The sequence below is a fragment of the Paenibacillus sp. Pae15 genome, from assembly GCF_024519685.1.
Classification (GTDB): domain Bacteria; phylum Bacillota; class Bacilli; order Paenibacillales; family NBRC-103111; genus Paenibacillus_G; species Paenibacillus_G naphthalenovorans.
This window is the reverse complement of the sequence record NZ_JALJRM010000002.1, coordinates 85,817-111,867: the sequence shown is the minus strand read 5'-3', so window position 1 is coordinate 111,867 and position 26,051 is coordinate 85,817. Positions and strand designations below refer to the sequence as shown.

The following is a 26,051-nucleotide window of genomic DNA, read 5'->3' as shown; positions in this document are numbered from 1 at the left end:
ATTAATATTGTCCAATTGTTGTTTTTAACGTTTCGACATCCTTGTTGATCGCTTCCGTCGCTTTGCGAATCGCCGAGTTCACATCGAGGCCCTTGACGGCCAGATCTTCCGCCGCCTCGAGGAGCCTTTTGCTGATTTCCGATTCGTAAGGGTGAATATAATGCTCCTGAAGCGGCTCGCCGACAAAGACGTTTTGCACCGTTTTTCCTTGCAGCACAGGAATATCCGCTCCGTAATCTTTTTCTAGCTCAGGATTGATAATGGCAGGCACGCGCCCGTTCTTCGCAATGATGCGCTGCCCTTCATCCGACAAGATTTCGGCGATGACCTGGAAGGCTTCATCCTTGTGCTGACTTTGGCTGTTAATCGCTATGGCGTGAATTTGCGCTTCTCTTGTCTTGCCCAACTGATCGCTGAAATTGGGAGCCGGCGCAATGTCCCAGTTAAATTCAACGCCCTGCTGGCGCAGCTCTTCCAGCGGTCCGACCATATTGGCAAGCCAGGATACGCGTATCGCGATATTCTGATCCTTCATAAAATGGTCGCGCGTCCAGTTCCACGTGCCTTCCGGCGTGATATACCCCGGAATTTCAAATATTCTCTTCTGCAGTTCGAATACGCGCAGCCAATCCGGCGTATCGAGCGCAGCTTGACCCGTCTGGCGATCGAGATACGGCAGCCTTAACGATTTGGCCAAGCCGGTCAGGTTATCGACGACAAGACCGATGTAATGCACGCCGTTTTCCGTTCGCGTCAGCTTCGTCCCCAGCTCGACGGCTTCATCCCATGTCAGCTGCTTCTCCGTCGGATAAGGCACTCCAAACTTGTCGAAGATGTCCTTGTTATAGTACATCACGTGCTGATTGATATTGAAAGGAAGCGCCAGAACCGCATCTCCCTTCCCTTTCGTTATTTCTTTGATATAGTTGTAGCCGATCGGCTTTAGCCGGCTCTCATCGAAGTTATGCTTCTTGATCAGCTCGCGCAGATCCTGATAAGCCCCCGTACGGATAACCCGCTGCTGTACGCTGCCGAATATGATATCCGGCACATGGGTGGACAGTACCTCCTCCGGCGTAGTCGTTGCCGCCGGCGTAATGCGCTCGATCGTGACATTCGGATATTTGGCCCGAATCGGCCCTGCAATCATGACTTCAAATTCCACGTCCGTGAAGGTGGCTCCCGTACTATAGAATTTCAATGTTAGGGGTTTCTCCCCAAGCTTCTTAAAATCCCCCGAGGAAGCGCCGTCTGCCTGGGCAGAGCCGTCTCCTCCGCTGCCTGAATCTGCGGGGGCCTTGTTTCCGCCATTGCATGCGGCAACGATGGCTAAGATCAATAATACGATAAAAATGGTTCCTGTTCTCTTCATTCTCTTCATTCTCTTCATTCTCTTCCTCTCATTCCTGTCAATTTGGAATCCTGTACCTCTTCAGGCGTAGGCGTAGTGGCGGCTGCCTGCTTTTTCATCCTGCAGCCCTTTGTTCCGCCGTTAAATATTTTGAAGATGGCGCGTATTCGCCCGGCGTTTCAGCCCGAGGCTTTCACGCAGCGTCGTGCCCTCGTACTCGGTGCGGAACAGACCGCGGTTCTGCAGCTCGGGAATCACTTTGTCGACGAACGTTTCCAGTCCCGTAGGAAACAATTGCGGCAGGACGTTAAAGCCATCCGCAGCATGATTTCTGAACCACTTTTCAATCAGGTCCGCCGTTTGGAGCACCGAGCCCGTAAAGGTAATATGACCGTGCCCGCCGTTGCTGCGATACAGCAGCTGGCGTATCGTGAAGTTTTCGCGCCGGGCTGCGTCGATGATGACCTCCTGGCGGCTTCGGATGCCGTTGAACTCTTCTGCCGGCTTTGCTTTATCGAGCGGCACCGGCGCATCCAGATCGTAATCGTTCAGGTCTACCGTAAAACGCTCCGACAAGCTCCTGAGCGCTTCCTTCGTATCGACCAGGGCATGCAGCTCCTCTTCGATATCGCGCGCCTCCGCTTCCGTATCCGCCACGATCGGCGCAAGCCCCGGCAATATAACGAGCTCATCGGCCGTTCTGCCGTACTTGGCCAGCCGGGATTTCACATCGCTGTAAAACTCCCGCCCCGCATCAAACGTCTGCTGGGCCGTGAAGATGACCTCCGCCGTCTTGGCCGCCAGCTCCTTGCCCTGCTCCGAGGAGCCAGCCTGCACAAGCACCGGATAGCCCTGCGGCGGACGAGGAATGTTAAGCGGCCCCTTCACGGAATAGGTATGCCCCTTGAAATGAATCTCGTGCACTTTATTCGGATCGACCAGCCTGCCTCCTTCTTTATCGAACAGAAGGGCGTCGTCCTCCCAGCTATCCCACAGCTGCTTCACCACCTCCACAAACTCCTCGCCGGTTTCATACCGCTCCGCATGCTCGGGATGCTTCTCCCTGCTGAAGTTATGAGCCGCCGATCCGGCGCCCGTGACAATATTCCATCCGGCTCTGCCTCCGCTTATATAGTCCAAAGAGGCAAATTGTCTCGCAACATGAAACGGATCATTATAGACCGTTCCCACCGTTGCGATTAAACCGATATGTTCTGTAACGGCAGCGAGCGCGGACAGCTGCGTGAACGGCTCCAGCTTGCTTCCTCCGCCCGCATAGCCGTCAGCGAGAAAGACGGAATCCAGCAGGCCCCTCTCGGCGATTCTCGCCAGCTTCGCCAAGTAATCGATGTCCAGCTCGAGATCCGGGCGGGAATCGCGATGCCGCCAGGCCCCCGCATGATGACCCGTTGCCCGTAAAAAGACGTTCAAATGAACTTTACGATTCGTTTCGCTCATTGTAAAAACACCTCGTTTTCCGTTTTATTTATGGACATGCCTTGTATTTTCGGGACGCGCCAGTCCCAAATGGTCTCTTAGCGTCGTTCCTTCATAAGCTGTACGAAACAATCCACGATTTTGCAATTCGGGAATGACCTTATCGACGAACCGCTCCAGTCCGCCGGGATAAAGCTGCGGCATCACATTGAAGCCGTCCGCCGCCCCGTTCCGGAACCAGCGCTCTATCAAATCCGCCAACTGGAGCGGCGTTCCCGTGAAGGTGAAATGTCCTCTTGCCCCTGCCAGTCGATGAATCAACTGCCTGAGCGTCGGTCTCTCCCGCTCAACCAAATCCAGAATCAACTGGTGACGGCTTTTCATTCCGTTGACCTGCCCGGTTGTTAGGGCGCCTTCAAGCGAAACCGGCTGATCAAGCGGGTGACCGGTCAGGTCGATACCCAGTCGGGACGATAATTGATCGATGGTCCGATCCAAGTCAATCAGATCGAACAGCTCCTGCTCAATATCCCGGGCTTCTGCTTCCGTATCGGCCAGAATCGGACTCAACCCCGGCAAAATTTTCAACTGCCCGGGCACACGGCCATATTTCGCAAGCCTTCCTTTGACATCCTGGTAAAAGGCTTGCGCCTCCTCATAAGTCTGCTGCGCGGTGAAGATCGCCTCCGCCACCTTGGCGGCGAATTCCTTGCCCGTCTCGGAGGAGCCGGCCTGCACAAGCACCGGATAGCCTTGCGGCGGGCGCGCAATGTTTAACGGCCCCTTCACGGTATACCTTTGGCCGACATAATCGATCGTATGGACCTTGCTCTCGTCGATCCGTACGCCGCCGTGCTTATCGTTGCGGACTGCATCGTCCTCCCAACTGTCCCACAGACGCTTGACGATCTCGACGAATTCCTCAGCCGATGCATAGCGTTCATGGTGCTCGGGATGGCGCTCCCTGCTGAACTGCTCCGACGCCGGACCGGCGCCGGTTACGATGTTCCAGCCCGCTCTGCCCTTGCTGATGTGATCGAGGGAAGCAAACTTTCTGGCAACGTGGAACGGCTCGTTATAGGTTGTTTCCACTGTTGCGATCAGGCCGATATGCTTCGTCCCCGCCGCCAGCGCCGACAGCATTGTGAATGGCTCCAGCGTTCCGGCGTTAGCCCAATACCCGTCAGCCAGGAAGACGGAATCCAGCAAGCCGCGTTCGGCAATTCGGGCTAGCTTCAAATAATGCTTAATGTCCAGGCCCTTCTCCGGATGTGCATCTGGATGCCGCCAGGACGCCTGATGATGTCCCGAAGCCGCAAGAAAAGCATTGAGGTTGAGCTTTCGTTCCGATTGACTCTTCATCCTTTTCCTCCCGTTTCCATTCTCACTCCACCAACCCCGTACGTTCCACGCCTTCGATGAACCAGCGCTGTGCAAACAGATAGACGACCAGCAGCGGCATAATAATCAGGAAAGAAGCGGCCATCTTGATCGCCTCGGCATAAACGGTAATTTCTCCCGCTCCCTCCGCGACGGCCATTTCCCCGGCCATACGCGCCAACGTAATCGACAGAGGCACATTCTCGGCGGTGAACATAAAGAGCGACGGGAAATAAAAATCGTTCCAGTTCCATACAAACGAGAACAACATGACGACGACCGTCGCCGACCTGGAAATTGGAAACATCACGCGGAAAAACATGCGGAAGGGTCCTGCCCCGTCGATTCGCGCAGCCTCGTCAAGCTCCTTGGGCAGCGTGGAATAAAAGGCTCGATAAATAATGACGAACATCGCCCCCTTCAGTCCGTGCCCGAATAAAGCCGGAACGACCATAGGCAAAAAGGTGTTGAGCCAGCCAAACTCCTTGAAGAGCATGATCGACGGCAAAATCGTAACTTGCGGCGGCATGATAAAGGTAAACAGCAGCAGCGCTTCCCACAGCTTTTTCAACGGAAAATCGAGTCTTGCGAAGGCATAACCCGCTACGGCGCAGGAAAATACCTGCAGTACGGCCACCGAAGACGCAAGCGACAGGCTGATAAGGAAGCTGCTACCGTAACTGAGCATTTCGCTCGCTTCCTTCAGATGGCCCAAAAATATCGATCGTGGAACCCAGATAACCGAAGGGTCGAGAATGTTTTTCGCATCCTTGACCATCGTCGTCATCATATACAGAATCGGCTTGATGTAAATAAAAGCGACATTGATCAGAATAATGTATACCGTCGCTTTGAAGAGCAGCCCCTTGTCGATCTCCGTGCCTAAAGTCCGATAGCGAAGCGCCTGAAGCCCGGTGCGCAGCTTATCCTCCGACAACCATTTTGCCGCCGTTCCGCTCTCTCTTCTGACTATTTTCACGTAACCTTCACCTCCTCGCGTTTATCGTTTGCCCGAAATCGATTTGTCCACTCGGCTGTAAAGCCATAAAGTAAGCAGAACAAACGTCAAAATAATGGAAAAATAAATCCATGCCAACGCGCTTGAGCTGCCGTAGTTGCTTGTGTTTACCCGGCTGACGATTGGATTGGACGGGAAGGTGAACAAGTCGACGACCGTATACATCAGATTCAGGAAAATATACGGCACGAGTCCCGGCAGCGTGATTTTCCAGAAGGTATTCCACGGACTCGAGCCGTCGATCCGGGAAGCTTCGTAGACGGCGGGCGGCAAGGTCTGTCTTCCTGCCAGAAAAATCAGAATCTGGACGCCGGAATACCAGAGCACCAGCACGAAGGAGTTCATTACCTTCTGAATCGGCCCCACCCATGCGGACGGCATATATTGCTGCAAATAATAATCGATGCGCAGCGTTTCCATGATGCTGAGCGAACCTTCGCCTTGGGCGATAAACTCCTGAACAATCTGCCCCGAGGAGAAAATAACGGGCAGAAAAAATATCACCCGGAACAGCGTTCGCCCCGGAAACCGCATATTCAGCAAAATCGCGACAAGCAAGGAAAATACCAGAATAATCGGGATCATCATCGCCGATTCCCTCAGGAAAGGCAGCAGCTCTTCATACAGTAGGCTTCCGTTGGCGATAAGAATCTCCCTGTAATGCTGAAAGCCGATAAAGGTATAATTGACGCTGTTGACTGTAATTTTGACCTGATGAAAGCTCATATAGAGCGAATAGCCGAGCGGAAAGGCGACAAAGGTTAAGAATCCGAACACCCAAGGCGCGATAAACAGGGAACCTTCGATCTTGCGAAGCGTATTCGTCTCCAATCCGCGATTCCATTTCATGGCGTATTTTCTCCTTTCATGACTACGAAGTCTCTTGCCGGAACGGTGACGCTGTCCTTGCGGAATTCCGTATGGTTGTAATTGACGATAATCCGGTAATTTCCGCCGTATTCCGTTTCCTTAACACCCGGCGCAAGCGTGCGGTGTCCCGTAATAAACTTATCCTGGACCTCCGCCAACGCTTCGTTGCTTCTTTGGTATTCCTGGGCGATCTGTTGGATCCAGTCCTTGTAATTCAGACTGTAGTGCCATAACGAATACGATCTCTTCAAATTATCGGCGCGGTCTCCGCTCAAGACATACGCCGGATAAGCGCCGTATTCGACGCTGCGCAGAAATTCGTTTTCCCACTCGTCCCGCACATTCGACCATTCCAGCGAATACGTGCGAAGTCCATGCAGAACGATCTGGGCGAACGGAATGGCCTCGCTTATGAACACGTCATACGAATAGTCGCTGGTCAGGCGATGCACATGACGGATCTGGTCCAGCGCATAAAAATTCACGTTGTTGGCAATGACGGAGCCAAGCTCCTCCTTCGATCGCGTTAAGATTCGGCGCTGGATATCCACGACATCGGCACGGCTGGACAGGTAGCGGGTGTTGAAATCGGTATTCACCTGCTGGCCGATGCCATCCTCGAAATAAATGCCGTCCGCACCCAGCTTCTTGAATTCGTCCAAATCCGAATAAACGACCTTCTCGTAAAATCCGGGGCTTACAAAAATACTTTCATCCTGATCCGGATGTTTCTGATTTTCCAGCACCGTACCCGCCAAATTGCGCAGCCCGTCCCTTCTCCACCAGAAACCGTCATCCCCGTTCGTATTGATCGTATAGTTCGCCGTTAAGTAGACGGGAATATCCAGCGAATGCGCGAAAGAGATAAACTGCTTCATGCCGTTGTTGCCACCAATCCGCTTGTCAACCGGGAAATACCCTCCATGCGTGCTGTAACCGTCCTGCTGCCAGCCCGCATAGTTAATGTTCAGATGCCGGATGCCAAGATCGTAAATGTGCCGGACGAGTTCAGCCGCTCCCTCCGTCGTGGTCGCCTTCAAATAGGAGTCGAAAAATAAGCCTTGCTCAATATCCGCACCTACGATATCCAGATACAACGGAATGTCCTGCCTGGCCGGCGTCACAGGGTTCACGCCCTGCTCCTCAATCAAATACTGCCGATACACCTCCGCCATGCCGACATAATCGCTTTTGTCGGGAGCAAGCGGGTAATATCTCGTAGCCCGGCTGTCCGTCAGAAATTTGTCACCGCTGTAAGTATAGAAGCCTTCACCCGTACTTCTGCTGACGCTCTGGAAGAATCGCTTTCGATACTTCCATTCGGTCGTTACCCAGTTGGAAAGGCCGACTGCGCCCGAAGGCGCCGCATAAATATTGGCAAATTCCTCTCCTTGCGCAATAATGGCGACGAAGGCCTGATCACCCGATTTCAACCCGTATACCGGCATCGCGATGCGCTGCCTGCCCGTATTCTCGTTGTAATACGACAAATCGTGACCATATACGCTTTCGTTATAGGTGAGCTGCGGCATAATGCGATCCTGTTGGAAATGAATGAGCGAACCGGAGCCGTCCGGCAGCAGAATATACCCCTCCTGGCCGTTCGACGGCTGCGCTCCGAACAGCGGGTACAACTTCACATTCAACAAGCTCAGTTCACCTTCTACGAGGCCGGAATCTATCAGCTTCGTCTCGACATAGTTCTGATGGAGCGTCACTTCGACCGGAATTTTAAACTGCACCTTGGGAAAGGCAAACGTCACGGTAAACCCGTTTCCGGTCGTTTGAAACTGCTCCAGGTAACCCTGGTTTTCGATTAATCCCGCTGTAACCGACGACGATTTGTAATTTTTGGCGTTTACATATTCGATCATAATCGGGGAAGACAAATGATTTTTCCAGGTTCCCGGAATGGTTTCATTTTGCCAATGCTCGGGATCCGGATAAGAGCGCCACAGCTTGCCGGTCGACTTATCGACGATCTGGAAGTGAGCCGTCGTTGCATCCGCAAGCAGCCTGAAGGCGTCGTTCTCCGCGATCACCTTAAAGTTCCGCTCGTCGGGCAAGCCCGCCCGATAAGGACTTGCCCTTTGCTTCTCGAATAAAGCCGAGATATCAACGAATGCCGTTTCCTCCTTGCTCCATGGATTCCAAAGCTGTAAGGCGAGCCATCCTATGAATGCCAGCAACGCTGCAGCAAATGTGATTTTAATTATAGGAACATAAGCGATTCTGCGGCCTGTCAACGGATGAACACCTCCTGATATAACGAATAGATGAAGTTAACCAGCTCGATGCTGAGGCTGATAAAAATAAAGATCAGAATAATGATGATCACAAGAGTCAGGAGCGATAGTAAAATGATGAACAGCGCTTCGATAAAGGTGTAATTGTGTATGCCCTGAACCATCCAAATCGTCAGCAGCGCAATCCAAACGAAGATCGTCAGCTTCAGGAAATTGAAAATCGCTAGCTCGTTTAAAGTTAATGTGTTTGACAGCAGCGTCACTGGTATTCCGATGAGAATAATTGGAAATAGAGCGTAAGAACTGCTGAAAAATACGTCCCGGAACCGCCCTTCGCCTCTGAGCAGCGAGCTGATCAAATAATTGGATATGACCCAGCCCAGCCATATGCCTACAAATTGCACCGTTAAAGGCAGCAAATCGACACCGACATGGATGGCGGGATTAAACATGAAGCTGGTGCCGGACTGCATATACCCAAAGGCTGCAACGGCCAGGGCAAGAAGGATCAGACTGCTGGCGAAACCGGCCTTCCCCTCGTATCGGATGGCATAAAATCCGTCAATCGGATGCTTCATCAAATAAAAAACATGCTTGAGGCGTTCAACCAGGGAGCTCTTCAGACGAAAGCGGAAGCCCCAGCCCTTCTTGGGACGCAGCCTGCGGGACACTCTGGCCCAAATAAGATAAAGGATGCCGAACCCGATCGCTATGTTCATCAGCAGCCCGAACCGTTTTTGAAACCATATCAATCGGTTTTGCCAGAATGATTCAGAATAGCCTCCGACTACGCCCGCCTGGTAGAACAGTTCCTCCGCACGTTTGTAGTCTTCTTTCTTGTAAGCCGCCTTGGCCAGACCGATCAGGGCCGGCGAGTACTGCGCATTCAAACGGCGCACCTCGTTCCATAGCGGTTCGCTCTCCTCGTATCGCCCTTCCTGGGTCAATGCATTCGCCTTATGCACCAGCTCGCCGAACTCGGACGGCCTTAGCGCCTGAATCAGATTGTTTGTGCTGTCCAGCACCAGCAGCTCGCCCTTCGAATTGCCCGCAATGGCCGCCGGCGTCTTGACGACCCCTGTCTTGGAGGTGGCCGTAATGACGTCGCCCCCCCAGAAAAACAATAAATTGCCATTCGTATCGTATTGGCTAATGATGTTCCATACCGTATCGACAACGGTTATATTGCCGGCCGCATCGACCGTGATATCGCTTAATTGCGGACTTACGTCTCTCTGCCAGTAATGAATATATTCTCCATAGGAGCGGTCCGTCTGCAGCTCCGCAAAATCGCTTTTCCCTTCCAACTGGTCGAGACCTACGATATTCAGCTTCTTGATCTGGCCGGTCTGGATTTCCTTCGTTACGGTATAAATAAAGCCGTTGTCGTCAATCGTAGCGTTCGCAATGGCCCCCGGAAGCTTCTTCAGCTCCCGCTGGTACATTTCCCTCGTATATACGAACCGCTTAAACGCGTCAAACAATGAAAACGCCACTTGATTGGGACCAAAAAAGCTTACAAAATTGCCTTCCGGATCAAGCTGCACCAGTCCCTGATACGCTCCGAGCGTCGTAACATAAAGAAAGCCTCGCTTGTCGACGACCAGATTAATCGGATCGTACTTGAAGGACTCCGGAATATAAGCCGATTCCGGCCGGCCGAACGACTTCAGCAGCTTGCCGTCTGCATCGAGACGGACGATCCGGTTATTGCCCGTATCCGCGACATAAATAACGCCGTTCTTATCGACAAAAACCCCGCTCGGTCTTTTAAGCGGACTTTCGCTTACCGTAATCTCGCGAATATAGGCTCCTTCATCATCGAGATGCACGATTCGGTTATTGCCTGTGTCGGCGATATAAATGTGATCCTGCTTATCCACAAATATATCCTTGGGCTGATTCAGCTGCAGCTTGGCGGGCCTTCCGGAATCGGCATTTTCGTCCTGTACGGGAATGTCTTCGTTGTAACCGATAATTCTTCCGGGAATATACGCCGCTTGCGTCTTCACTAGTTGGCCGAAGCCGTCCTTATAGAAGGTTTCATAAGGCAGCTGCGAGGCTGATGCCTGCAAGCCCGGCAGCGTGAAGCCTATCGCGAACGAGATGACAAGCATGAACGGAAGAATCCGCAGCGTCCTGTTCTTCAAACGGTTCCCCCCATTTATTTAATACCCGAATGGGCCATCGTTGAAATGACCTTGCTTTGAAGAATGACAAAAAAGATTAAGTTCGGCACGAGCATAATCAGCGCAGCAACCGCTGCAGCGCCCTGTCTCGCCACGTTGTTGGCCAGATTATTGGTCAGCGTGGACAGGAAGAACGGGAAGTTCTTCATCTCGTCATCCTGCATGAACAGCATCGACGTCTCCACATTTCCCCAAGAATTCTGAAACGACAGAATCGCTACGGTAGCGACAGCCGGCATACACATCGGAATGACGATGCGCACAAATACGATCAGCTCGTTTGCCCCATCGATTCTGGAAGCCTCCAGCAGCGTATCCGGAATTTGGTCCATGAATTGTTTAAGCAGAAACACGCCCACCGGCAAGGCAAGCACCGGTAATAGATGGCCGAGATACGTATTCATAATCCCCAGATAGCTGACGACCAGATAGCGGGGAATTTGAATCACTTCCGGCGTAAACATCAGCATCAGGATAATGGTCGAGAATATCATATTTTTCCCCGGAAAAGGATGCTTCGACAGCGGATAAGCGCATAGCGCGCTTACCACCGTTATGCCGATGACGCTCAGAAACGATATAAACAGACTGTTGAACAGATACCGCGATACCGGAACAATGGAATTCGACGTTACCCAGAACAGCTCCACGAAGTTCTGAAAATTCGGCTCCTTAACCAAAAAGTTGGGCGGGTACACGAACAATTCATGATATGGCTTGAAGGCATGATTGAATACATAAACAATAGGCAGGATCATGATGACAGATAACGCCAGCATAAAAACGTTAAAGCTGATTCTTGCAGCGAGGTTCGACTTTTTCAAATGTCATTCCTCCTTGGTGCCGAACAATCCCCAGCTAAGCTTGTTCGCAAAGTACATTAATATAAGCAGAAATACGGAAACCGTCGCTGCATACCCCATTTCAAACCGGATAAAGCCGTAATCGTTAATATGGTTGACGATCAAATGTCCGGCATATTCCGGCGTCGGATTTTGCCCGGACAGTTCGACGCCGATGGCGCCCGTCTTAAAGGTCGTCACAATCGCCATGACGGCGCCGAACAGCATTTGCGGCTTCATAGAAGGAATGGTAATATACCACAGCTCCTGCAAATTATTTTTGATGCCGTCGATTCTTCCCGCCTCATACAGCGTGGTATCCACATTGAGAATGCCTGCGAGCATCGCCAGGAATCCTACGCCCATACTGGACCATAACGTCACCACGATCATCGAATTCATCAGCAGTTCCGGATGGGTCACCCAAAGCTTAGGCACGTCGATCAGGCCCAGCCTTAGCAGGAAGCTGTTCAAATATCCAATGCGGTCTCCGGACAGCAATGGCAGCCATATGATGGTCATTGCAATCCCGATCGTCAGCGACGGCGTATACATAGCAAGCGCAACCCACTTTTGGTACCTTCCGCGTAGACGCGAAATAAGCCAGGCAAGGAGGAACGCCGCCGCATAGCCGCCCGGTCCGACAATGACCGCGAACTTAAACGTATTCGGCAGCGCATATTTCAGAAACAGCAGGTCCTGTGCAATCAGATATTGATAGTTGCTCCATCCAATAAATCGCGGTGGCTCGATCCCGTTATAATAGGTGAAGCTCAGGCCAATCGCCGCAACGATCGGAATGACAATAAAAAGAGCAAAGCAAATCAAGAAAGGTGCAATAAAAAGATACGACGTCCGATATGCCCACACTCTACTCCACATAACGGTCAATCCCTTCCCAAGGCCGATCGACGATTGGAATGTCCAATTCCTTTACCCGGTTGCCCTGCTCGTCTATAAAGCCGAATTCCTGCTGTTTTCTTAGAAGCTCCCGGTTAACATCTCTAACGGTCTGCTCCAGGGACGACATGTAGTTGGCTTTCCTAACCACAGTTCGAACCCAGGCGTTATGGATTTCGCGTTCGAGGAAATAACCGCCCGGCACGTTAGGGATGTCCTTATACCACATCCACTGCTTGAGAATGACCTCGGCATCCTCCTTTTTCCACGGCAAGTTGCGGAGTGCTTCCACATTGGACGTATTCCAGCGGAAGGCTACGCCGTTAACCGCCTCCAGATCGGAGCCGTATTGCTCCTGCACCTCGGCGGAAAGCCACCACTTCAGAAAGGCCCAGGCCTCTTCCTTTTTGTTGGATTGGTCAAATATAACGCCCGTTCTTTGTCCGCCGCCCGCCCACCGGCTGATCGTACCGTCGGACTGCCTTGTGCCGGGTATCAATGCAATCCCCCACCGGCCGTTCAGCTCCGGAGCTGCCGCCAACAACTGAACGTACATATTGTAATCCGATATGCCGATCGGCATCGTTCCGCTGCGGAAATGCTGATAGAAGCTGGGCACCTCGCGCTCCACCGCATACGTATTGAACAAGTCGGTCCACTGTTTGTAGGCCTTGTACGCTTCCGGCCGATCCAGTCCCAGCTTTACACCGCCTGGTTCATAAAATTCCACGCCGTTCTGATAGAAATAGTAAGTGAATTCATTGGGATTGACATAAAAATTCATGAAATTTTGCTGCAAAGTCGGCAGCAATTCGTAGACGTCCTCCCAGGTGTCCGGTATGCCGACCTTCAACCGCTCCAATATATCCTTCCGGTAAAAAAGCACCTGGAACGATTGGGTTTCCGGCACGCCGTAATAGCCGCCGTCATAATAAAGCGGAAGCCAGGAGCCGGGACTGAATTTCGCATGCAGTTCCTCAAAGCCTTCAAGCTTCGACAGATCCTGCAGCGTGCCTCTGATCGCATAATTGACCGGCAAATCCTGCGTCAGGCCAAGCGCGATATCCGGCTGGACACCTGCGGCGTTCGACATGAGCAAAAGCTCGGGATTCGGCAGCAAATTCACCTTTACCTCGATGCCCGTATCCGGCGTAAACGACTCGTCGGCCAATTGCTGCAATTGATCGACGTAGTCCCGTCCCCTCTGAACCCATATGTTCAGCTTGGTATCATCCAGATTTCTCAGACTGTCTCTCGGATCGAACGAGTAAACGAAGTTGGCCGCACTGCCCCATATGCGTTCGAAGAAGCCCGCTTCCATGGAGGGAGCATCGGCTTTTTCCGGAATGATATACACTTCGTCAAGCTGCAGCGATTGCTTGGACAAGGTATCAATGAACGTGGCGAATTTCTCCCGCATCGATGATATTTCATCGATGTTATAAGGAATTTCTTCCGGCTTCTCCAGCAGTGACCGTAAATCCTTCGCCGACGTTTCCAGCCCCTGGCTGATGGAGTCTTTGTTTCCGTTGGCCTCGACCACCCGCCTGGACAGCGACTCCATGACCGCTGCCGCAAGCTCGATCCGGTCCGTCAGACCGGGAAAGTCCTGGTCCATTGACCAGGTCCGGTTGCGGTCCAGCGTCCCTTTGCGGTCCAGTGATCCTGTGTTTTTCGTGCCCGTTATCGTACGCAAATCCCAATCGATGGAATCGAGATGGGCGATCGTCTTTTCGATGTCCACAATGATGGATTTGACCGGAGCCTGCGTCACGGCCATCGACAGCGTATGCGCCCCTTTTTCAAGCTTCACCAAATATGGATTCCGGTCGTCATCCTGCAAGATGACGCCTCTCCAAGACGCGGAATACGGAAATCCGTAAGCCAAAAACTCCCGGAACGGCACCTGCCCGTCAATCCGGATCGTCCGGAAGGACGTTTTCTGCGCGATCGTGTTTTGCAGTGCGCGGAAGCCGATTTTGTACAGGCCGGTCTCCGGAACCTCGAACGACCAGGTAATTTCCTGATTTTGCTCCAGCCACCTTAGACCGCCAACGGTATTGTAGATGATCCGACCGGTATATCGCGGTACGGTTCTGGCATTTTTATCCGAAAAAAGCTTAATGGCCGTATCATTCTTGTAAGTGAAATCCTCCGCTTGCAGCGTCAACGCCTCTCCATCTATGGAGGGCACATCCGCATGTTTGGCCGCAACCTCCCCGTAAGCAGGTACCGGTTGGCTCGGCGCAAGCTCGATGCGTTCAATCGCGACAGGAGTATAACCCGTAAGGCGAATCGTGTGCGTTCCCGCCGTAAAGTGCCATTGTAAAGGCTGCGTGTATGCTCCTCCCGAATCGATCAGCGGCCTTATGCTCCAGTCCGATACATCGATCGACCGGGGGCGAATCTCGTCGCCGTCCGAGTTTTTCAGGATAGGACGGACATCCTCCCAAGTGCGGTACAGGACGGTTGAGGACGCTTCGCGAAAAGCTCTTTCGCCGTCAATCGTCACATCCCATTGGACCGGCCCCTTGTGTCCCCCCTCCTTGAGCGGATAATACGATACATGGATTTCATACAGCGCACTCTCTGCAACGTCAACTTGATATTCAACCCATCCGGTATTTTCCGTTTTCCATATCAGCACATTCGGTTTGCCGGCATATTCTCCGGCATAGATCGCTTGTCCGTCCGAAACGGCGGATGGCTTCGCCCCTTCTGCGTAAACGCTGGTTCTCGCGTCCCTGACCCCCTGCTCCCGCCACTTCGCCAGCGCCGAGCTGAAATACGGATCGGTCTCATATTCGAATGTGGAAACCAAGTCATCATAACGGACCGTCACGTCGCCGGTCTGAAATGCGGTTTCAACCGCTCCGAAGAACAATAGCAGCAATCCTGCGGTCATCATCGTACTGCCAAGCAGAAACCTGTTGCGTTTCTTTCTCAAAACAAGAATTCACCTCGCCCCCTATACAGAAATCCGCTCATTCCGCAAATCTTTCCCCTGTGTCATTATGGAAAAAATGTGCCTTGGAAAGATGAAGTTCAACCTTCACTTTCTCATTCTCCGCAAACTGAATGTCCGGATCGACGCGAGCGATCAGCGGTTTTTCCTGCCCGATATCCAGATACAGAAACCGGTCTGCGCCCATCAATTCGTTCTCCTTGTAAATTCCGGTTATCACCGTCTCCGAGTACAAGCCTTCCAGCCTGACATGCTCCGGTCTGATCCCCAATATAACTGATTTGTTTACTTGGTTATGTTTGCGCAAAATTTCCTCTTCCATGTCCTGAATCTTCAGTTGAAAGCGATTCGTCTGAAACTCCAGCTTCCCTTGCGGATTTTCTACAATTTTGCCGTGGATGAAATTAATCTGTGGGGATCCGATAAAGCCCGCCACAAACGTATTAGCCGGTTTGGAATAAATCAGCTCCGGCGTATCGCACTGCTGAATAACGCCGCCCTTCATGACAACGATCCGATCCGCCATCGTCATCGCTTCCACCTGATCGTGCGTCACGAATATAAACGTTGTTCCCAATTTTTTATGAAGCTTCGTGATTTCCATCCTCATCGTTGCGCGCAGCTTCGCATCCAGGTTGGACAGCGGCTCATCCATCAGAAACAGCTTGGGTTTGCGGACAATCGCCCTCCCAAGCGCCACCCGCTGCCGTTGTCCTCCCGACAGTTCCTTGGGCTTGCGGTACAGGTAAGGCTCGATTTCCAATACCCGGCTGGCGTTTTTTACCGCCAAATCAATTTCATGCTTGGGCAGCTTGCGCATTCTGAGGCCAAACGCAATATTCTCGTATACGGTAAGGTTCGGATACAGGGCGTAGTTTTGAAACACCATAGAAATATCCCGATCCTTGGGCGGAAGCTTGTTGACCAATTGATCGCCAATATAAATTTCGCCTTCGGAAATATCCTCAAGTCCGGCTATCATTCTTAACGTCGTCGATTTGCCGCAGCCGGACGGCCCGACGAACACGATAAATTCCTTGTCCTTGATCTCTAACTGGAAATCTTTTACAACTGCATGTTTGTCTTTGCCATACCTCTTGTACAAATGATGAATACGAACGCTTGCCATGGTGCCCTCCCATCAGATCTTTGCATAATAAAACGAGGAAATCACGGCTTGCGCTGATAACCTCTATTTGATTCGGCTGCGGCAAAATATCCGGTCAGCCGGGCACCGCTTCCTTGGCCTGAATATTCGCCGTGGCTTCGTCCGCCTTGGCAAGCTCCTCACTGCTTAATCTTTCGTTCCACGTTTTCGCGGCTTCTGTAATATGCTCCGGCTTCGAAGCTCCCAGAATAGCCGAGGTAATGCCGGGACGGCTCAGTACCCAAACAAGCGCATATTGCGCGCGGGTCAGGCCCCGTTCTTCAGCCAGCGGCTTGATCGCCTCCGCAATTTGGAGCGCATTTTTCTGCAGCAGCTGCTCCAGCCTTTGTTCGCCGGCCGCCAGACGCGACCCCTCCGGAGGCGCTTCTCCGGCGCGGTACTTGCCTGACAAGATCCCTCTTCCGAGCGGGCTGTAAACAATCACGCCCACATTTTCCGATTGCACGAACGGGATAATCTCCTTCTCGATTTCCCGCGAGATCAGGCTGTACTCCGGCTGCAGGCTTTCGAAGCGGTGCAGGCCGTGCAGCGCGCTTACTCCATGAGCCTTCGCGAGCTGCCATGCCGCAAAATTGGAAGCCCCAATGTATCTGACCTTGCCTTGGCGCACCAGATCGTCCAGCGCGCGCAGCGTTTCCTCCAGCGGAGTATTCGGATCGAAGCGATGAACCTGATACAGATCCAGATAGTCCGTTTTCAGCCTTCTCAAACTGTCTTCCACCGCCTTGAAAATATGATAGCGGCTTTGCCCCCCGTCATTCACCCCTTCGCCAACCCGGCCATGCACCTTGGTGGCCAGTACGATATCATGTCTTCTTTCCTTCAGCAAGTTGCCCAGAATCCGTTCGGCGCCCCCGTACACATTCGCCGTATCCACCAGATTGATGCCGTGATCCAGCGCGAGATTCAGTATCGTTGCCGAAGCCTGCTCGTCGATCCAGCGCCCGAACGACATCGTCCCCAGACTCACTGCCGATATCTTTAACCCCGTTCTTCCCAATTTGCGATATTCCATTCTTTGCTCCTCCTGATTAGATTGAATTGATTACAACTGCATCTGCGATCCGGAAAGGCCGGAATCATCCTCCGCCTATCAAAAAACAATGAACGCCGCTTCTTCGCCCAACCGAGACGATGCGCTGTTCGGACGGTCGGCGGTCTCCTCCGGCAAGCGGAAGACAAAATAACGATTTTTGAGCGCAGTCGATCTCCTCCTTTTTCGGCTATCTTTGTCTTCTAACGGCGGCCGGCGCTTTCGCCACATCGTAGCGGCTGCGTTCCGTGCGATCGATTTGAACGATCTGACCGTTATGTATGGTAATCTGAACGGTTCCGTATTGGATGCCCGTTACCTGTTCTTTAATACGTTCCAACCATTCATCAGTTACCTTAGCAACTTGCAGCATAGTTCAACATCCTCTCCAAAAGTTTTGAATTTTGTCCCCATTCAAAGAGGCGCATGATAACCGAATCCTGATTCGGACATCATGCGCCTCCAGTTTTCTAGCGAGCGCCGTATTTTCCTTATTCCTAACATATTGGAGCTTCCATACGCCTTTCAAGCTTTCCCCCTTGACTTGTACGACCGGCAGTATCCTGTCTGAATGGACTGCACCTCCCTTCCATCCTTTCAAAATGTTGAACCTATCATACAACGTTTTTCACTGGTTAGCATAAAGCAAACCGCTATTGTTATCCAGTAAAAAAAGATGTATCCTTCGATTTCGCCGGTAAACGCACTGTCGCAAGTGACCGTAACGAAACTGAAATATACATCTCCATTTGAATGGTCAATGGTGATTTAACTGTTTCAAATTATCACACACAATTCCAATCGACTTGGTTCGATTTTTGTTGATACCAATCTTAGCATCCTCCATTTTGTATGTCAACATACTTACCAAACTAATTTCCATTTATGCGAAAATCCATTTTTTAGTAAAAAAAACGGGTTTGACAAGCTCAGAACAAGGTTGTTATGATAGATGAACAGAATCCTTATTTATTAACTAGGAATAATAAGCTTTCGACCGGATAGCCGGAGATTTGAGCAGCAAGCTCGTCTCCGGCTTTTGTTATTACTCCGCAGATCTTTGTTATGCCGATCGTCAAGGCAGCCGACCTGACCGGGAACCTGTCCGCCTCCCATCATTGCGACATCATTTCATCCTGTTTTTCAGCATAACCATGGCGGGTGCCCGTAGGCAGAACGTTTCTTCGTCATATCGACCGGTTAACCGGAGACAGGTCATCAGACTTGTCTTTTATCAAAAAAACGTCTGGAGGAAATGCCATGAGTACACAGGAACGCAAGCTGCATCTTAATGCTTTTATTACGGGAACGGGGCATCATGAAGCCGCCTGGCGCTATCCCGCCAGCACGCCGGAGCTTGGACTTGACATTCGCCATTATCAGAAAATCGCCCAAATCGCGGAACGGGGATTGCTGGACTCCCTATTCGTAGCGGACGGCTATTCGGGCCGCTCGTCCGGCAAGCTGGAGCCGTTTACCCAGCTCGCGGCGCTGGCTGCCGTAACAGAGCATATCGGCTTGATCGCGACAGTCGGCACCACCTATTACGAGCCGTTCCACGTAGCGCGGAAATTCGCGTCACTGGACCATATCAGCAACGGCCGGGCGGGCTGGAACATCGTGACGACCGGAACGGAGTCCACAGCCTACAACTTCGGCCTCGATGCGCATCCGGAGCATTCGCTTCGTTATGACTACGCCGAAGAATTCGTAGAGCTGACCAAGCAGTTGTGGGACAGCTGGGAGGATGATGCGGTCAAGTACGACAAGGCAAGCGGCGTTCAGGTGGACGACAGCAAGGTTCATGAAATCAACTTCAAAGGAAAATATTACTCCGTCAAAGGGCCGCTTAATATTCCGCGCCCTCCTCAGGGCTATCCCGTGCTTGTCCAGGCCGGCTCCTCGGAGAAGGGCAAGGAACTTGCAGCCCGGACAGCCGAGGTTGTATTCACCGCGCAGCAGACGTTGGAAGAGGCTCAGGCTTTTTACAGCGATGTCAAATCCAGATTGGCGAAGTACGGACGAACGCCGGATCAGCTTCATATCCTTCCCGGTCTCAGCCCGATTATTGCCGATACGGAGGCAGAGGCCAGGGAAATCGAGGAAGAGCTGAACGGATTTATTAATCTGGACTCTGCGGTAAAAAGATTGTCCGAGCGGGTCGGCATCGACCTGTCCTCTTATCCGCTTGACGATCCGCTGCCGATCGACGAGCTGCCGGGAGTAGATGCGATAAATGGACGGAAAGGCCGTTACCAGCTTGTAGTCGATCTTGCCGTTCGCGAGAATCTGACCATCCTCGAATTGACGCACCGGCTGGCCGGAGCCCGCGGACATATCACCTTCACGGGGACGCCGATTCAATTGGCCGACCTCATCGAGCGCTGGTTCAAGAACGGAGGAGCCGACGGCTTCAACATTATGCCGCAGCTTTATCCGAGCGGACTTGAAGCATTCGTCGACAAGGTGGTGCCGGAACTACAGAACCGCGGATTATTCCGCACGGCTTACGAAGGAAAGACGCTTCGCGACCATTACGGACTGGCTCGCCCCGCCAACACCCGTTACCGGCAAAGCATAGAGGCGGGAAATTAACATGAGGTTAAGATGCAAGAGTCGGGCATTGAAGCTGTTGTCCTCGCTGCTTACCGTCATGGTGCTGGAGTTGGGCAAGAAGCTCACGAGAACCGGCGGCGGAATTCATTATATCGGCTATGATACAGGCGGGCCTACTGCGCTGATGAGAGATTTGGCGCTGCCGGTTCTCGATTCCGAGACGGGAGGACGCGATGCATTCATCAAGGATAGGAAGCCCGCTCTTCATGCAGCGGATTCTGGCCCGTAATGCGCGCGTTCCTGCCATTATCAACCCTGACCTGGAAAAGGAATTCGGAGCGGATATCTCTGTGCTCGCGGGGAAACATATCGAAAATGTCTTTGTCGGCGAGCAGCAGAAGAATCATAAAATTCACCGTTATGAGGATCAGGTGCTTACATTTGTGTCGGAAGCGGCCAAGCAGGTCGCTCTGGACGGCATTGACGTAAATACGGGGCTGCGCAACGCGGAAATAGCGATCAAACGCGAAATCGAAACGCTGCGCAATATCGAACAGGAATAAGACAAGGACGCCATCCGCAAAATCACTGTCAACAGCGGCTTTGCGGATTACTGCGTCGTTTAAATGAAGTCTATTGGAGACCGCAAGCGTTACTCGCTTCCCGTCGCAATCGGATTCTCGCCATAAGAAATCCAGTCGCTCCAACTGCCGGCATACAGCTTTACATTGGCAAAGCCTGCCGATTTCAAAGCGAGTACATTGGGGCAAGCGGTTACACCTGAGCCGCAATATACGACGATTTCCCGGTCAGACGGAAGCTGAGCAAAATGACCTTTCAGATCCTCCTCATTTTTCCATAGGCCCTGAGTCGTCAACACCTCCTTCCAAAACAGGTTAACGGCTCCCGGTATATGTCCCGCCGCCTTATCGATCGGTTCTTCCAATCCTAAATAACGTTTTGGCTCGCGCGAGTCGACCAAAATCGTTCCTGGACGATGAAGTCTGGCTTTGACATCCTCCGCATGCAATAATAGTCCCTCCCGAATCTGGGGTACATAAGTGCGGGGCGTTGGGTCCGGTATCACCTTTGTGGTTTCATACCCGTCCTTCACCCATTGAGCAAAGCCGCCGTTTAACACGGACACCTTATCATGCCCGAGATAATGCAGCACCCACCATAGTCTGGAGGCCATGGCTCCGCCCTGGTCATCGTAAGCAACGACAGTGGAGGAAGAACGGATGCCAAGTTGACCCAGACGGTCAGCGAGCAGTTGCGGATCAGGCAGCGGATGCCGTCCTCCATGTTCCCCGACCGGAGCGGACAAATCCTTTTCCAGATCCACATAGATGGCACCGGGTAAATGACTTTCAGCATAAGCGTTTCTTCCCGATTCGGATTGGCCTAGAACAAAGCGGCAATCGGCAAGCACCAAATTCTCCCCCAGACGTTCGATCTGATCCTTTACCCAATGTGAATCTACAATATACGACATCTCGGTACGCTCCTTTTCTATCGTTCATATGTATCCCTTCGGTGATCAAAAGCCAGGTTCACTGCAAACCTGACTTTGCCCAGAATCCGGGAATGTCCTCTCAGATGGAATAGCTCAGCGCATTCAGTTCCGGATGCATCCGCTTGAGGAATTGCCTGGTACGTTCCTCTTTCGGATCGCTGAACAGCTCGCGCGGCTTTCCTTCCTCAACAATTACGCCCTGGTCCATAAAAATGACGTGATGGGCAACCTCTAACGCAAAGCCCATCTCATGGGTAACAATGATCATCGTAACTCCTTCCTTAGCGATTTTACGAATGACCGACAGCACCTCACCGACCAGCTCCGGGTCCAGCGCAGAAGTCGGCTCGTCAAACAAAATCACGTCAGGATTAAGCGCCAGCGCCCGGGCGATGCCCACGCGCTGCTGCTGTCCGCCGGATAATTGTGAAGGGAACGCATCCAGCTTATTCGCAAGCCCTACCTTTTTCAACAGCTCGACGCTTCTTTCCCTGGCTTCTGCCTTTGGAAGCTTTTTAACTACCACAAGGCCTTCCATCACATTCTCCAGCGCGCTCTTATGCTTGAATAAATTGTACTGCTGAAACACCATAGCCGACTTTCGACGAAGCTGATAGATATCTTTTTTGCCCGCGTGCTTGCAGTCGATGGAAAAATCACCGATGGTGATGCTGCCCTCATCCGGCTTTTCCAGATAGTTCAAGCAGCGCAGCAGCGTCGTTTTGCCCGAACCGCTGGGACCAATAATCACGACAACTTCACCTTTGCTCACGTTTAAATCGATGCCTTTGAGCACCTGGTTATGGCCGAACGATTTTTTTATGTTGGATATGGTGATCATGTTCTTTTTCATACGGTTAACCTTCTTTCGTGGCGGCTATATTTATTTTCCAGCCATGCAAAAAGCCTCTCGCACGTCCAACAGATGACCCAATAAATGATCGATGCATCAAAATACATTTCCAGATACCGGTAGCTGTCGCCGGCCACAATTTTGGCATAGGCCATAATTTCGAGAACCTTTATGGCAAATGCGAGCGAGGTTCCTTTAATCAGATTGATAAAGATGTTTCCCAGATTGGGGAGAGCGACGACAAACGCCTGCGGAGCTATAATCCTTAATAATCCCTGCGTTGTCGTCATCCCTACGGAAAGCGCGGCCTCCATCTGCCCCGAATCCGTTGAAATCAGCGCACCGCGAATCACTTCAGACTGATATGCCGACGAGTTGATCGTAAATGCAATGAAGGCAAACGCAAGGGGAGACATGTCATGAATCGGCAAATGCCATCCCCATTCCCGGTTCAGTGTCTCGATCAAAAGCGGTGTACCATAAAAAACGACATAAATCTGCACGAGCAGCGGGGTTCCCCGGATAAAAGAAACATACAGCGCAGCCAGCTTATCCAGGATCGGCACTTTATACATTCTGCATAGGGCGATGACAAGTCCGAGGAGTGTACCCATAAGCATGGAAATCACCGCCACCATCAGCGTTGCGGGGACACCCTTTAATACTTCAGGAAAATATTCAATGGCGTATTCCAAGCTGAAATTAGCCAATATTGCCCTCCTTCCTTTCCTCCCTATTTCGCAATGCTGACATGGCCCTTTTTATACTTCCTCTCCAATCTCCCGAAACCTTTCTCCAGGATAATGCTTATCACCCAATAAACCAATGCGACCAGAATATACATTTGAAAAATATGTTGGCCATAGCTGTTTCCGACCATGATCTGAACTTGTCCCATAATATCCGTAATCCCAATCGAGAAAGCCAGTGACGTTTCTTTTAATAAAATAATGACATTGTTGCCCAAATTCGGGATCGCGATGCCGAAGGCTTGCGGTAAAACGATGCGTCTAAGCGATTGGGCGTGGCTCATGCCAATACTGTATGCGGCCTCCAGTTGACCGATGCCTACCGCCAGGTAGGACGAGCGGATGACTTCGGAGAAGAAGGCCGCACTATGCAGCGAGAAAGCAATGACCGCGAAGATGATTTTGTCCCAATTGTTCACATCAAGCCCAAAAAGGATGAGCAGCTGGGGAAGCCCGTAATAGATCAGAAAAAGTTGGACGATTGTCGGAGTACACCGTATGAATGACAAGTAAAACGTAGCTATGGCATACGGAATTTTTCTTTTTTGAATTCGGACAAGGGCGATAATCAACCCAAGCAACAAACCGAACAGAACCGATAAAATCAACATCGTCAACGTAACAGGCAGCCTCCCGGCGATTTGAATGACCTGCTTCCATATGGCGTCCATACCGGTACCGTACATCCTTAATTTTCTTTCCGGAACTTGTAGCCTTGCTGTACATATTCCAGGCTTTTAAAGACGTCCACTTTAAACCATTGCTCCGAATACTTTGAGAGTGTACCGTCCTCAATCAGCTCTACGGTTTTTGCATCCACCTTTTGAGCAAGCTCCGTCTGATTTTTGTTGAATATAAAATATACCGGTTCTTTCGAAATCACTCCGCCGATTTTCACGTTCAGATTGAGCTTCTTCATGACGTCTTCAAATTGATTAACGTTGATCAAGTGGGCATCGTACCTGCCGGAGTCAACAAGCTTCAAATCTTCAGCGTGCGTCGTTTTGTCCACATCCTCAATTTTGATCTCCTTGCCGGGATGCCTGAGATTATAGTCCTTCAAAATGTATCGGAAGCCGGAAACCGGAGACATCGGCACTAATTTCTTGCCGACCAAATCATCCAAAGTTTTTATATCGTTGCGGTCCTGCCTCACAACCAAAGCTGTAATCGCGTATCCGAAAGCATGCTCCGGATACAAATATTTTTTCTCCCGCTCCGGATTCTTGAACCAGAAATTAGCCGCAAAAGCGTATTTGCCGGAGTCCGTGCCAATCAACTGGCCTTCATTATCTACGGATTCGTACTCGAATTTATATTCCGGCAGCTTCTTCTCGAGCTCTCTCAAGTAGTCAATAATAAAACCCGCCGGCTTATTGTTCTCGTCAAGAAAACTGAATAACGGCACTGGAACGGAATTTAAAGCCACTTTGACCACTTGTGGACCCGACTTAGGGGAGGTTGAAGACGCGTTTGGGTCCGAGGCATTTCCCGGGCCGCCTTCCGAAACGGTCGCAGCTGTCCCGCAGCCTGCCAAGAATATAAGGAGCACCACGGCTAAAATAAGGTGAATACGAATGGTTTTCATGTTATTATTCCTCCCGAATTTACATATCAAATGGATGTGCTTTGTCGAAGCGCCGGCAAGCCATGGGGCGGTGGAGTCAAGCCCAGATGATCGCGCAGCGTGTTGCCGGTATAGTCCTTGCGGTACCGACCCCTTTTTTGCAAGATCGGAACAACATGGTCGACAAACTCCTCCAGCCCGCGAAGATAGTGGGACGGCATAATGTTAAAACCGTCACACGCTCCCTGGTCCAGCCATTCCTCCATGAGATCAGCCAGCTGTTCCGGCGTTCCACAGAATGTATGATGCCCGCCTGCGGCTATCACGTGTTTGCTCATCTGCCTTATGGTCAACCCTTCGCGTTGGGCCAAATCCTTCAAAAGCTGCAATCGGCTTTTCTTGCTGTTATTGGCCTCCGGATCAATTTCCCAGTAGGGGAAGGGGCTGTCCAGCGGATACGACGACAGGTCCACGTCAACCGTTGCGGATAATATTTTTGCGGCGATTTCCGGCAAAATCAGCTCATTAAAATGCTCCATCCGTTTTTTTGCCTCATCTTCCGTAGATCCCAACATCGGAGCGAGGCCAGGCAAAATATGAAGCTGCTCCGGCCGGCGTCCAAAACGTTTCAGCCTTCCTTTCAAATCGGCATAATAGGCTTTGGCGTCTTGAAGGTTATCTTGAGCCGTGAAGACAACTTCGGCTTTTTGGGCGGCAAACTGCAGGCCGCTTCGCGAGGACCCTGCCTGAAAAAGAACAGGATGCCCCTGAACCGGACGCGGAATGTAAGAAGTGCCGCTTAGAGAGAAATAGGTCCCTGAATGATGGATATCGTGCACTTTATCGGGATCTATGTAAAGACCGCTGCTTCGCGCGGCGAGCAACGCGTTATCTTCCCAGCTGTCCCAGAACTTCATGGCGACCTCCACGAATTCATTCGCACGCCGATACCGCAAGGTGTGGTCCATATGAGCATCCTTGCTGAATTGGAAAGCGATCAGAGGATCCTGCGATGTCACCATATTCCAACCCGCCCTGCCGCCGCTTAAGTGATCCAGAGTTGCCAATCTGGCAGCGACATGGAAAGGATCGTTGTAAGTCGTGGATACCGTCCCCGTTAAGCCGATTTTTTCTGTTGCGGACGCCATAACGGACAATAAGGTCACCGTATCCGGCGTGGGGATTGGCCTTTCCTCGACGACTTTGCCGTTCCGTTCACCGATAGCGATTTGCTCCAGCACCAGGATGGTATCGAACCTCCCTTTCTCCGCCAGCTTCGCGAATTCTTGATAGAAGGATAGATCAAGCATCCGATCGGCCATCGTTTCCGGATGCCGCCAGCCTCCCATATGCTGGCCGGTATTTAAAAGAAAGACTCCCAGGTGCAGTTGTTTTTTGGCAGTTCCCATCG

At 51.6% G+C, this 26,051-nt stretch carries 22 protein-coding genes; 3 read left to right on the top strand and 19 right to left on the bottom strand.

Annotated elements, in window-relative coordinates; translation table 11 throughout:
- Position 1: 1 nt before the first annotated feature.
- From NR121_RS02270 to NR121_RS02210, 13 genes are all read right to left on the bottom strand, one after another.
- Positions 2-1,372 (bottom strand): ABC transporter substrate-binding protein, encoded by a 1,371-nt coding sequence (locus NR121_RS02270; RefSeq protein WP_062409339.1) that lies wholly within the window; start codon positions 1,370-1,372, stop codon positions 2-4.
- A 120-nt stretch (positions 1,373-1,492) separates the two neighbouring features.
- Positions 1,493-2,809 (bottom strand): LLM class flavin-dependent oxidoreductase, encoded by a 1,317-nt coding sequence (locus NR121_RS02265; protein ID WP_256830359.1) that lies wholly within the window; start codon positions 2,807-2,809, stop codon positions 1,493-1,495.
- A 24-nt stretch (positions 2,810-2,833) separates the two neighbouring features.
- A complete protein-coding gene (locus tag NR121_RS02260; RefSeq protein WP_062409341.1) occupies positions 2,834-4,150 on the bottom strand; it encodes an LLM class flavin-dependent oxidoreductase in 1,317 nt (438 codons plus the stop codon).
- A gap of 22 nt (positions 4,151-4,172) precedes the next feature.
- Positions 4,173-5,105 (bottom strand): carbohydrate ABC transporter permease, encoded by a 933-nt coding sequence (locus tag NR121_RS02255; protein WP_306274332.1) that lies wholly within the window; start codon positions 5,103-5,105, stop codon positions 4,173-4,175.
- Between the two features lie 63 nt (positions 5,106-5,168).
- Positions 5,169-6,035, bottom strand: a complete 867-nt coding sequence (locus NR121_RS02250) for a carbohydrate ABC transporter permease (protein WP_054818923.1) — start codon at positions 6,033-6,035, stop codon at positions 5,169-5,171.
- Positions 6,032-8,302, bottom strand: coding sequence for a DUF5696 domain-containing protein (locus NR121_RS02245; protein ID WP_256830357.1), 2,271 nt, complete (start codon positions 8,300-8,302; stop codon positions 6,032-6,034). The genes NR121_RS02250 and NR121_RS02245 overlap by 4 nt, the downstream gene beginning before the upstream one ends.
- On the bottom strand, positions 8,299-10,452 hold the full coding sequence (locus NR121_RS02240) for a YIP1 family protein (RefSeq protein ID WP_249929611.1): 2,154 nt from the start codon (positions 10,450-10,452) through the stop codon (positions 8,299-8,301). The genes NR121_RS02245 and NR121_RS02240 overlap by 4 nt, the downstream gene beginning before the upstream one ends.
- A 14-nt stretch (positions 10,453-10,466) precedes the next feature.
- Positions 10,467-11,270, bottom strand: a complete 804-nt coding sequence (locus NR121_RS02235; protein ID WP_082661008.1) for a carbohydrate ABC transporter permease — start codon at positions 11,268-11,270, stop codon at positions 10,467-10,469.
- 48 nt (positions 11,271-11,318) lie between these two features.
- The gene (locus NR121_RS02230) at positions 11,319-12,215 is read right to left on the bottom strand and encodes a carbohydrate ABC transporter permease (RefSeq protein ID WP_137670576.1); all 897 of its coding nucleotides are present in this window, start codon (positions 12,213-12,215) and stop codon (positions 11,319-11,321) included.
- Positions 12,205-15,180, bottom strand: coding sequence for an extracellular solute-binding protein (locus NR121_RS02225; RefSeq protein ID WP_256830353.1), 2,976 nt, complete (start codon positions 15,178-15,180; stop codon positions 12,205-12,207). Before NR121_RS02225 ends, NR121_RS02230 begins: the two co-directional genes overlap by 11 nt.
- A gap of 37 nt (positions 15,181-15,217) precedes the next feature.
- The gene (locus NR121_RS02220) at positions 15,218-16,327 is read right to left on the bottom strand and encodes an ABC transporter ATP-binding protein (RefSeq protein ID WP_074727073.1); all 1,110 of its coding nucleotides are present in this window, start codon (positions 16,325-16,327) and stop codon (positions 15,218-15,220) included.
- Between the two features lie 94 nt (positions 16,328-16,421).
- On the bottom strand, positions 16,422-17,381 hold the full coding sequence (locus tag NR121_RS02215; RefSeq protein WP_054818917.1) for an aldo/keto reductase: 960 nt from the start codon (positions 17,379-17,381) through the stop codon (positions 16,422-16,424).
- 208 nt (positions 17,382-17,589) lie between these two features.
- Positions 17,590-17,772 carry a YezD family protein gene (locus NR121_RS02210; RefSeq protein ID WP_054818916.1) on the bottom strand — a complete coding sequence of 61 codons (183 nt, stop codon included), beginning with the start codon at positions 17,770-17,772 and terminating at the stop codon, positions 17,590-17,592.
- An 887-nt stretch (positions 17,773-18,659) separates the two neighbouring features.
- Between NR121_RS02210 and NR121_RS02205 the strand changes: the two genes are divergently transcribed.
- The 3 genes from NR121_RS02205 to NR121_RS02195 are packed head-to-tail and all read left to right on the top strand — an operon-like array spanning position 18,660 to position 20,518.
- Positions 18,660-19,994 carry an LLM class flavin-dependent oxidoreductase gene (locus NR121_RS02205; protein WP_054818914.1) on the top strand — a complete coding sequence of 445 codons (1,335 nt, stop codon included), beginning with the start codon at positions 18,660-18,662 and terminating at the stop codon, positions 19,992-19,994.
- A gap of 1 nt (position 19,995) precedes the next feature.
- Complete coding sequence (locus NR121_RS02200) at positions 19,996-20,244, top strand: hypothetical protein (RefSeq protein ID WP_054818913.1); 249 nt, start codon at positions 19,996-19,998, stop codon at positions 20,242-20,244.
- Positions 20,222-20,518: a hypothetical protein gene (locus NR121_RS02195; protein WP_054818912.1), complete on the top strand. Its 297-nt coding sequence runs from the start codon at positions 20,222-20,224 to the stop codon at positions 20,516-20,518. Before NR121_RS02200 ends, NR121_RS02195 begins: the two co-directional genes overlap by 23 nt.
- Before the next feature lie 89 nt (positions 20,519-20,607).
- Here the strand turns inward: NR121_RS02195 and NR121_RS02190 are convergent, their stop codons facing one another.
- The 6 genes from NR121_RS02190 to NR121_RS02165 form a co-directional block, all read right to left on the bottom strand.
- Positions 20,608-21,450, bottom strand: coding sequence for a sulfurtransferase (locus NR121_RS02190; protein WP_256830346.1), 843 nt, complete (start codon positions 21,448-21,450; stop codon positions 20,608-20,610).
- Between the two features lie 100 nt (positions 21,451-21,550).
- Positions 21,551-22,312 (bottom strand): amino acid ABC transporter ATP-binding protein, encoded by a 762-nt coding sequence (locus NR121_RS02185; protein WP_062411002.1) that lies wholly within the window; start codon positions 22,310-22,312, stop codon positions 21,551-21,553.
- 8 nt (positions 22,313-22,320) lie between these two features.
- On the bottom strand, positions 22,321-23,034 hold the full coding sequence (locus tag NR121_RS02180; RefSeq protein ID WP_062409362.1) for an amino acid ABC transporter permease: 714 nt from the start codon (positions 23,032-23,034) through the stop codon (positions 22,321-22,323).
- A 23-nt stretch (positions 23,035-23,057) separates the two neighbouring features.
- Positions 23,058-23,744: an amino acid ABC transporter permease gene (locus tag NR121_RS02175; RefSeq protein ID WP_235594139.1), complete on the bottom strand. Its 687-nt coding sequence runs from the start codon at positions 23,742-23,744 to the stop codon at positions 23,058-23,060.
- Positions 23,745-23,761: 17 nt separating this feature from the next.
- Positions 23,762-24,661: a transporter substrate-binding domain-containing protein gene (locus NR121_RS02170; protein ID WP_054818910.1), complete on the bottom strand. Its 900-nt coding sequence runs from the start codon at positions 24,659-24,661 to the stop codon at positions 23,762-23,764.
- Positions 24,662-24,687: 26 nt separating this feature from the next.
- Positions 24,688-26,049, bottom strand: coding sequence for an LLM class flavin-dependent oxidoreductase (locus tag NR121_RS02165; RefSeq protein ID WP_256830343.1), 1,362 nt, complete (start codon positions 26,047-26,049; stop codon positions 24,688-24,690).
- Positions 26,050-26,051: the final 2 nt, after the last annotated feature.

What these genes read in the sequence shown, in the direction of transcription:
- NR121_RS02270 (WP_062409339.1), bottom strand. Translation starts at nt 1,372, where the DNA reads ATGAAGAGAACAGGAACCATTTTTATCGTATTATTGATCTTAGCCATC.
- NR121_RS02265 (WP_256830359.1), bottom strand. Translation starts at nt 2,809, where the DNA reads ATGAGCGAAACGAATCGTAAAGTTCATTTGAACGTCTTTTTACGGGCA.
- NR121_RS02260 (WP_062409341.1), bottom strand. Translation starts at nt 4,150, where the DNA reads ATGAAGAGTCAATCGGAACGAAAGCTCAACCTCAATGCTTTTCTTGCG.
- NR121_RS02250 (WP_054818923.1), bottom strand. Translation starts at nt 6,035, where the DNA reads ATGAAATGGAATCGCGGATTGGAGACGAATACGCTTCGCAAGATCGAA.
- NR121_RS02235 (WP_082661008.1), bottom strand. Translation starts at nt 11,270, where the DNA reads ATGCTGGCGTTATCTGTCATCATGATCCTGCCTATTGTTTATGTATTC.
- NR121_RS02230 (WP_137670576.1), bottom strand. Translation starts at nt 12,215, where the DNA reads ATGTGGAGTAGAGTGTGGGCATATCGGACGTCGTATCTTTTTATTGCA.
- NR121_RS02220 (WP_074727073.1), bottom strand. Translation starts at nt 16,327, where the DNA reads ATGGCAAGCGTTCGTATTCATCATTTGTACAAGAGGTATGGCAAAGAC.
- NR121_RS02215 (WP_054818917.1), bottom strand. Translation starts at nt 17,381, where the DNA reads ATGGAATATCGCAAATTGGGAAGAACGGGGTTAAAGATATCGGCAGTG.
- NR121_RS02210 (WP_054818916.1), bottom strand. Translation starts at nt 17,772, where the DNA reads ATGCTGCAAGTTGCTAAGGTAACTGATGAATGGTTGGAACGTATTAAA.
- NR121_RS02205 (WP_054818914.1), top strand. Translation starts at nt 18,660, where the DNA reads ATGAGTACACAGGAACGCAAGCTGCATCTTAATGCTTTTATTACGGGA.
- NR121_RS02200 (WP_054818913.1), top strand. Translation starts at nt 19,996, where the DNA reads ATGAGGTTAAGATGCAAGAGTCGGGCATTGAAGCTGTTGTCCTCGCTG.
- NR121_RS02195 (WP_054818912.1), top strand. Translation starts at nt 20,222, where the DNA reads ATGCAGCGGATTCTGGCCCGTAATGCGCGCGTTCCTGCCATTATCAAC.
- NR121_RS02190 (WP_256830346.1), bottom strand. Translation starts at nt 21,450, where the DNA reads ATGTCGTATATTGTAGATTCACATTGGGTAAAGGATCAGATCGAACGT.
- NR121_RS02185 (WP_062411002.1), bottom strand. Translation starts at nt 22,312, where the DNA reads ATGATCACCATATCCAACATAAAAAAATCGTTCGGCCATAACCAGGTG.
- NR121_RS02175 (WP_235594139.1), bottom strand. Translation starts at nt 23,744, where the DNA reads ATGGACGCCATATGGAAGCAGGTCATTCAAATCGCCGGGAGGCTGCCT.
- NR121_RS02170 (WP_054818910.1), bottom strand. Translation starts at nt 24,661, where the DNA reads ATGAAAACCATTCGTATTCACCTTATTTTAGCCGTGGTGCTCCTTATA.
- NR121_RS02165 (WP_256830343.1), bottom strand. Translation starts at nt 26,049, where the DNA reads ATGGGAACTGCCAAAAAACAACTGCACCTGGGAGTCTTTCTTTTAAAT.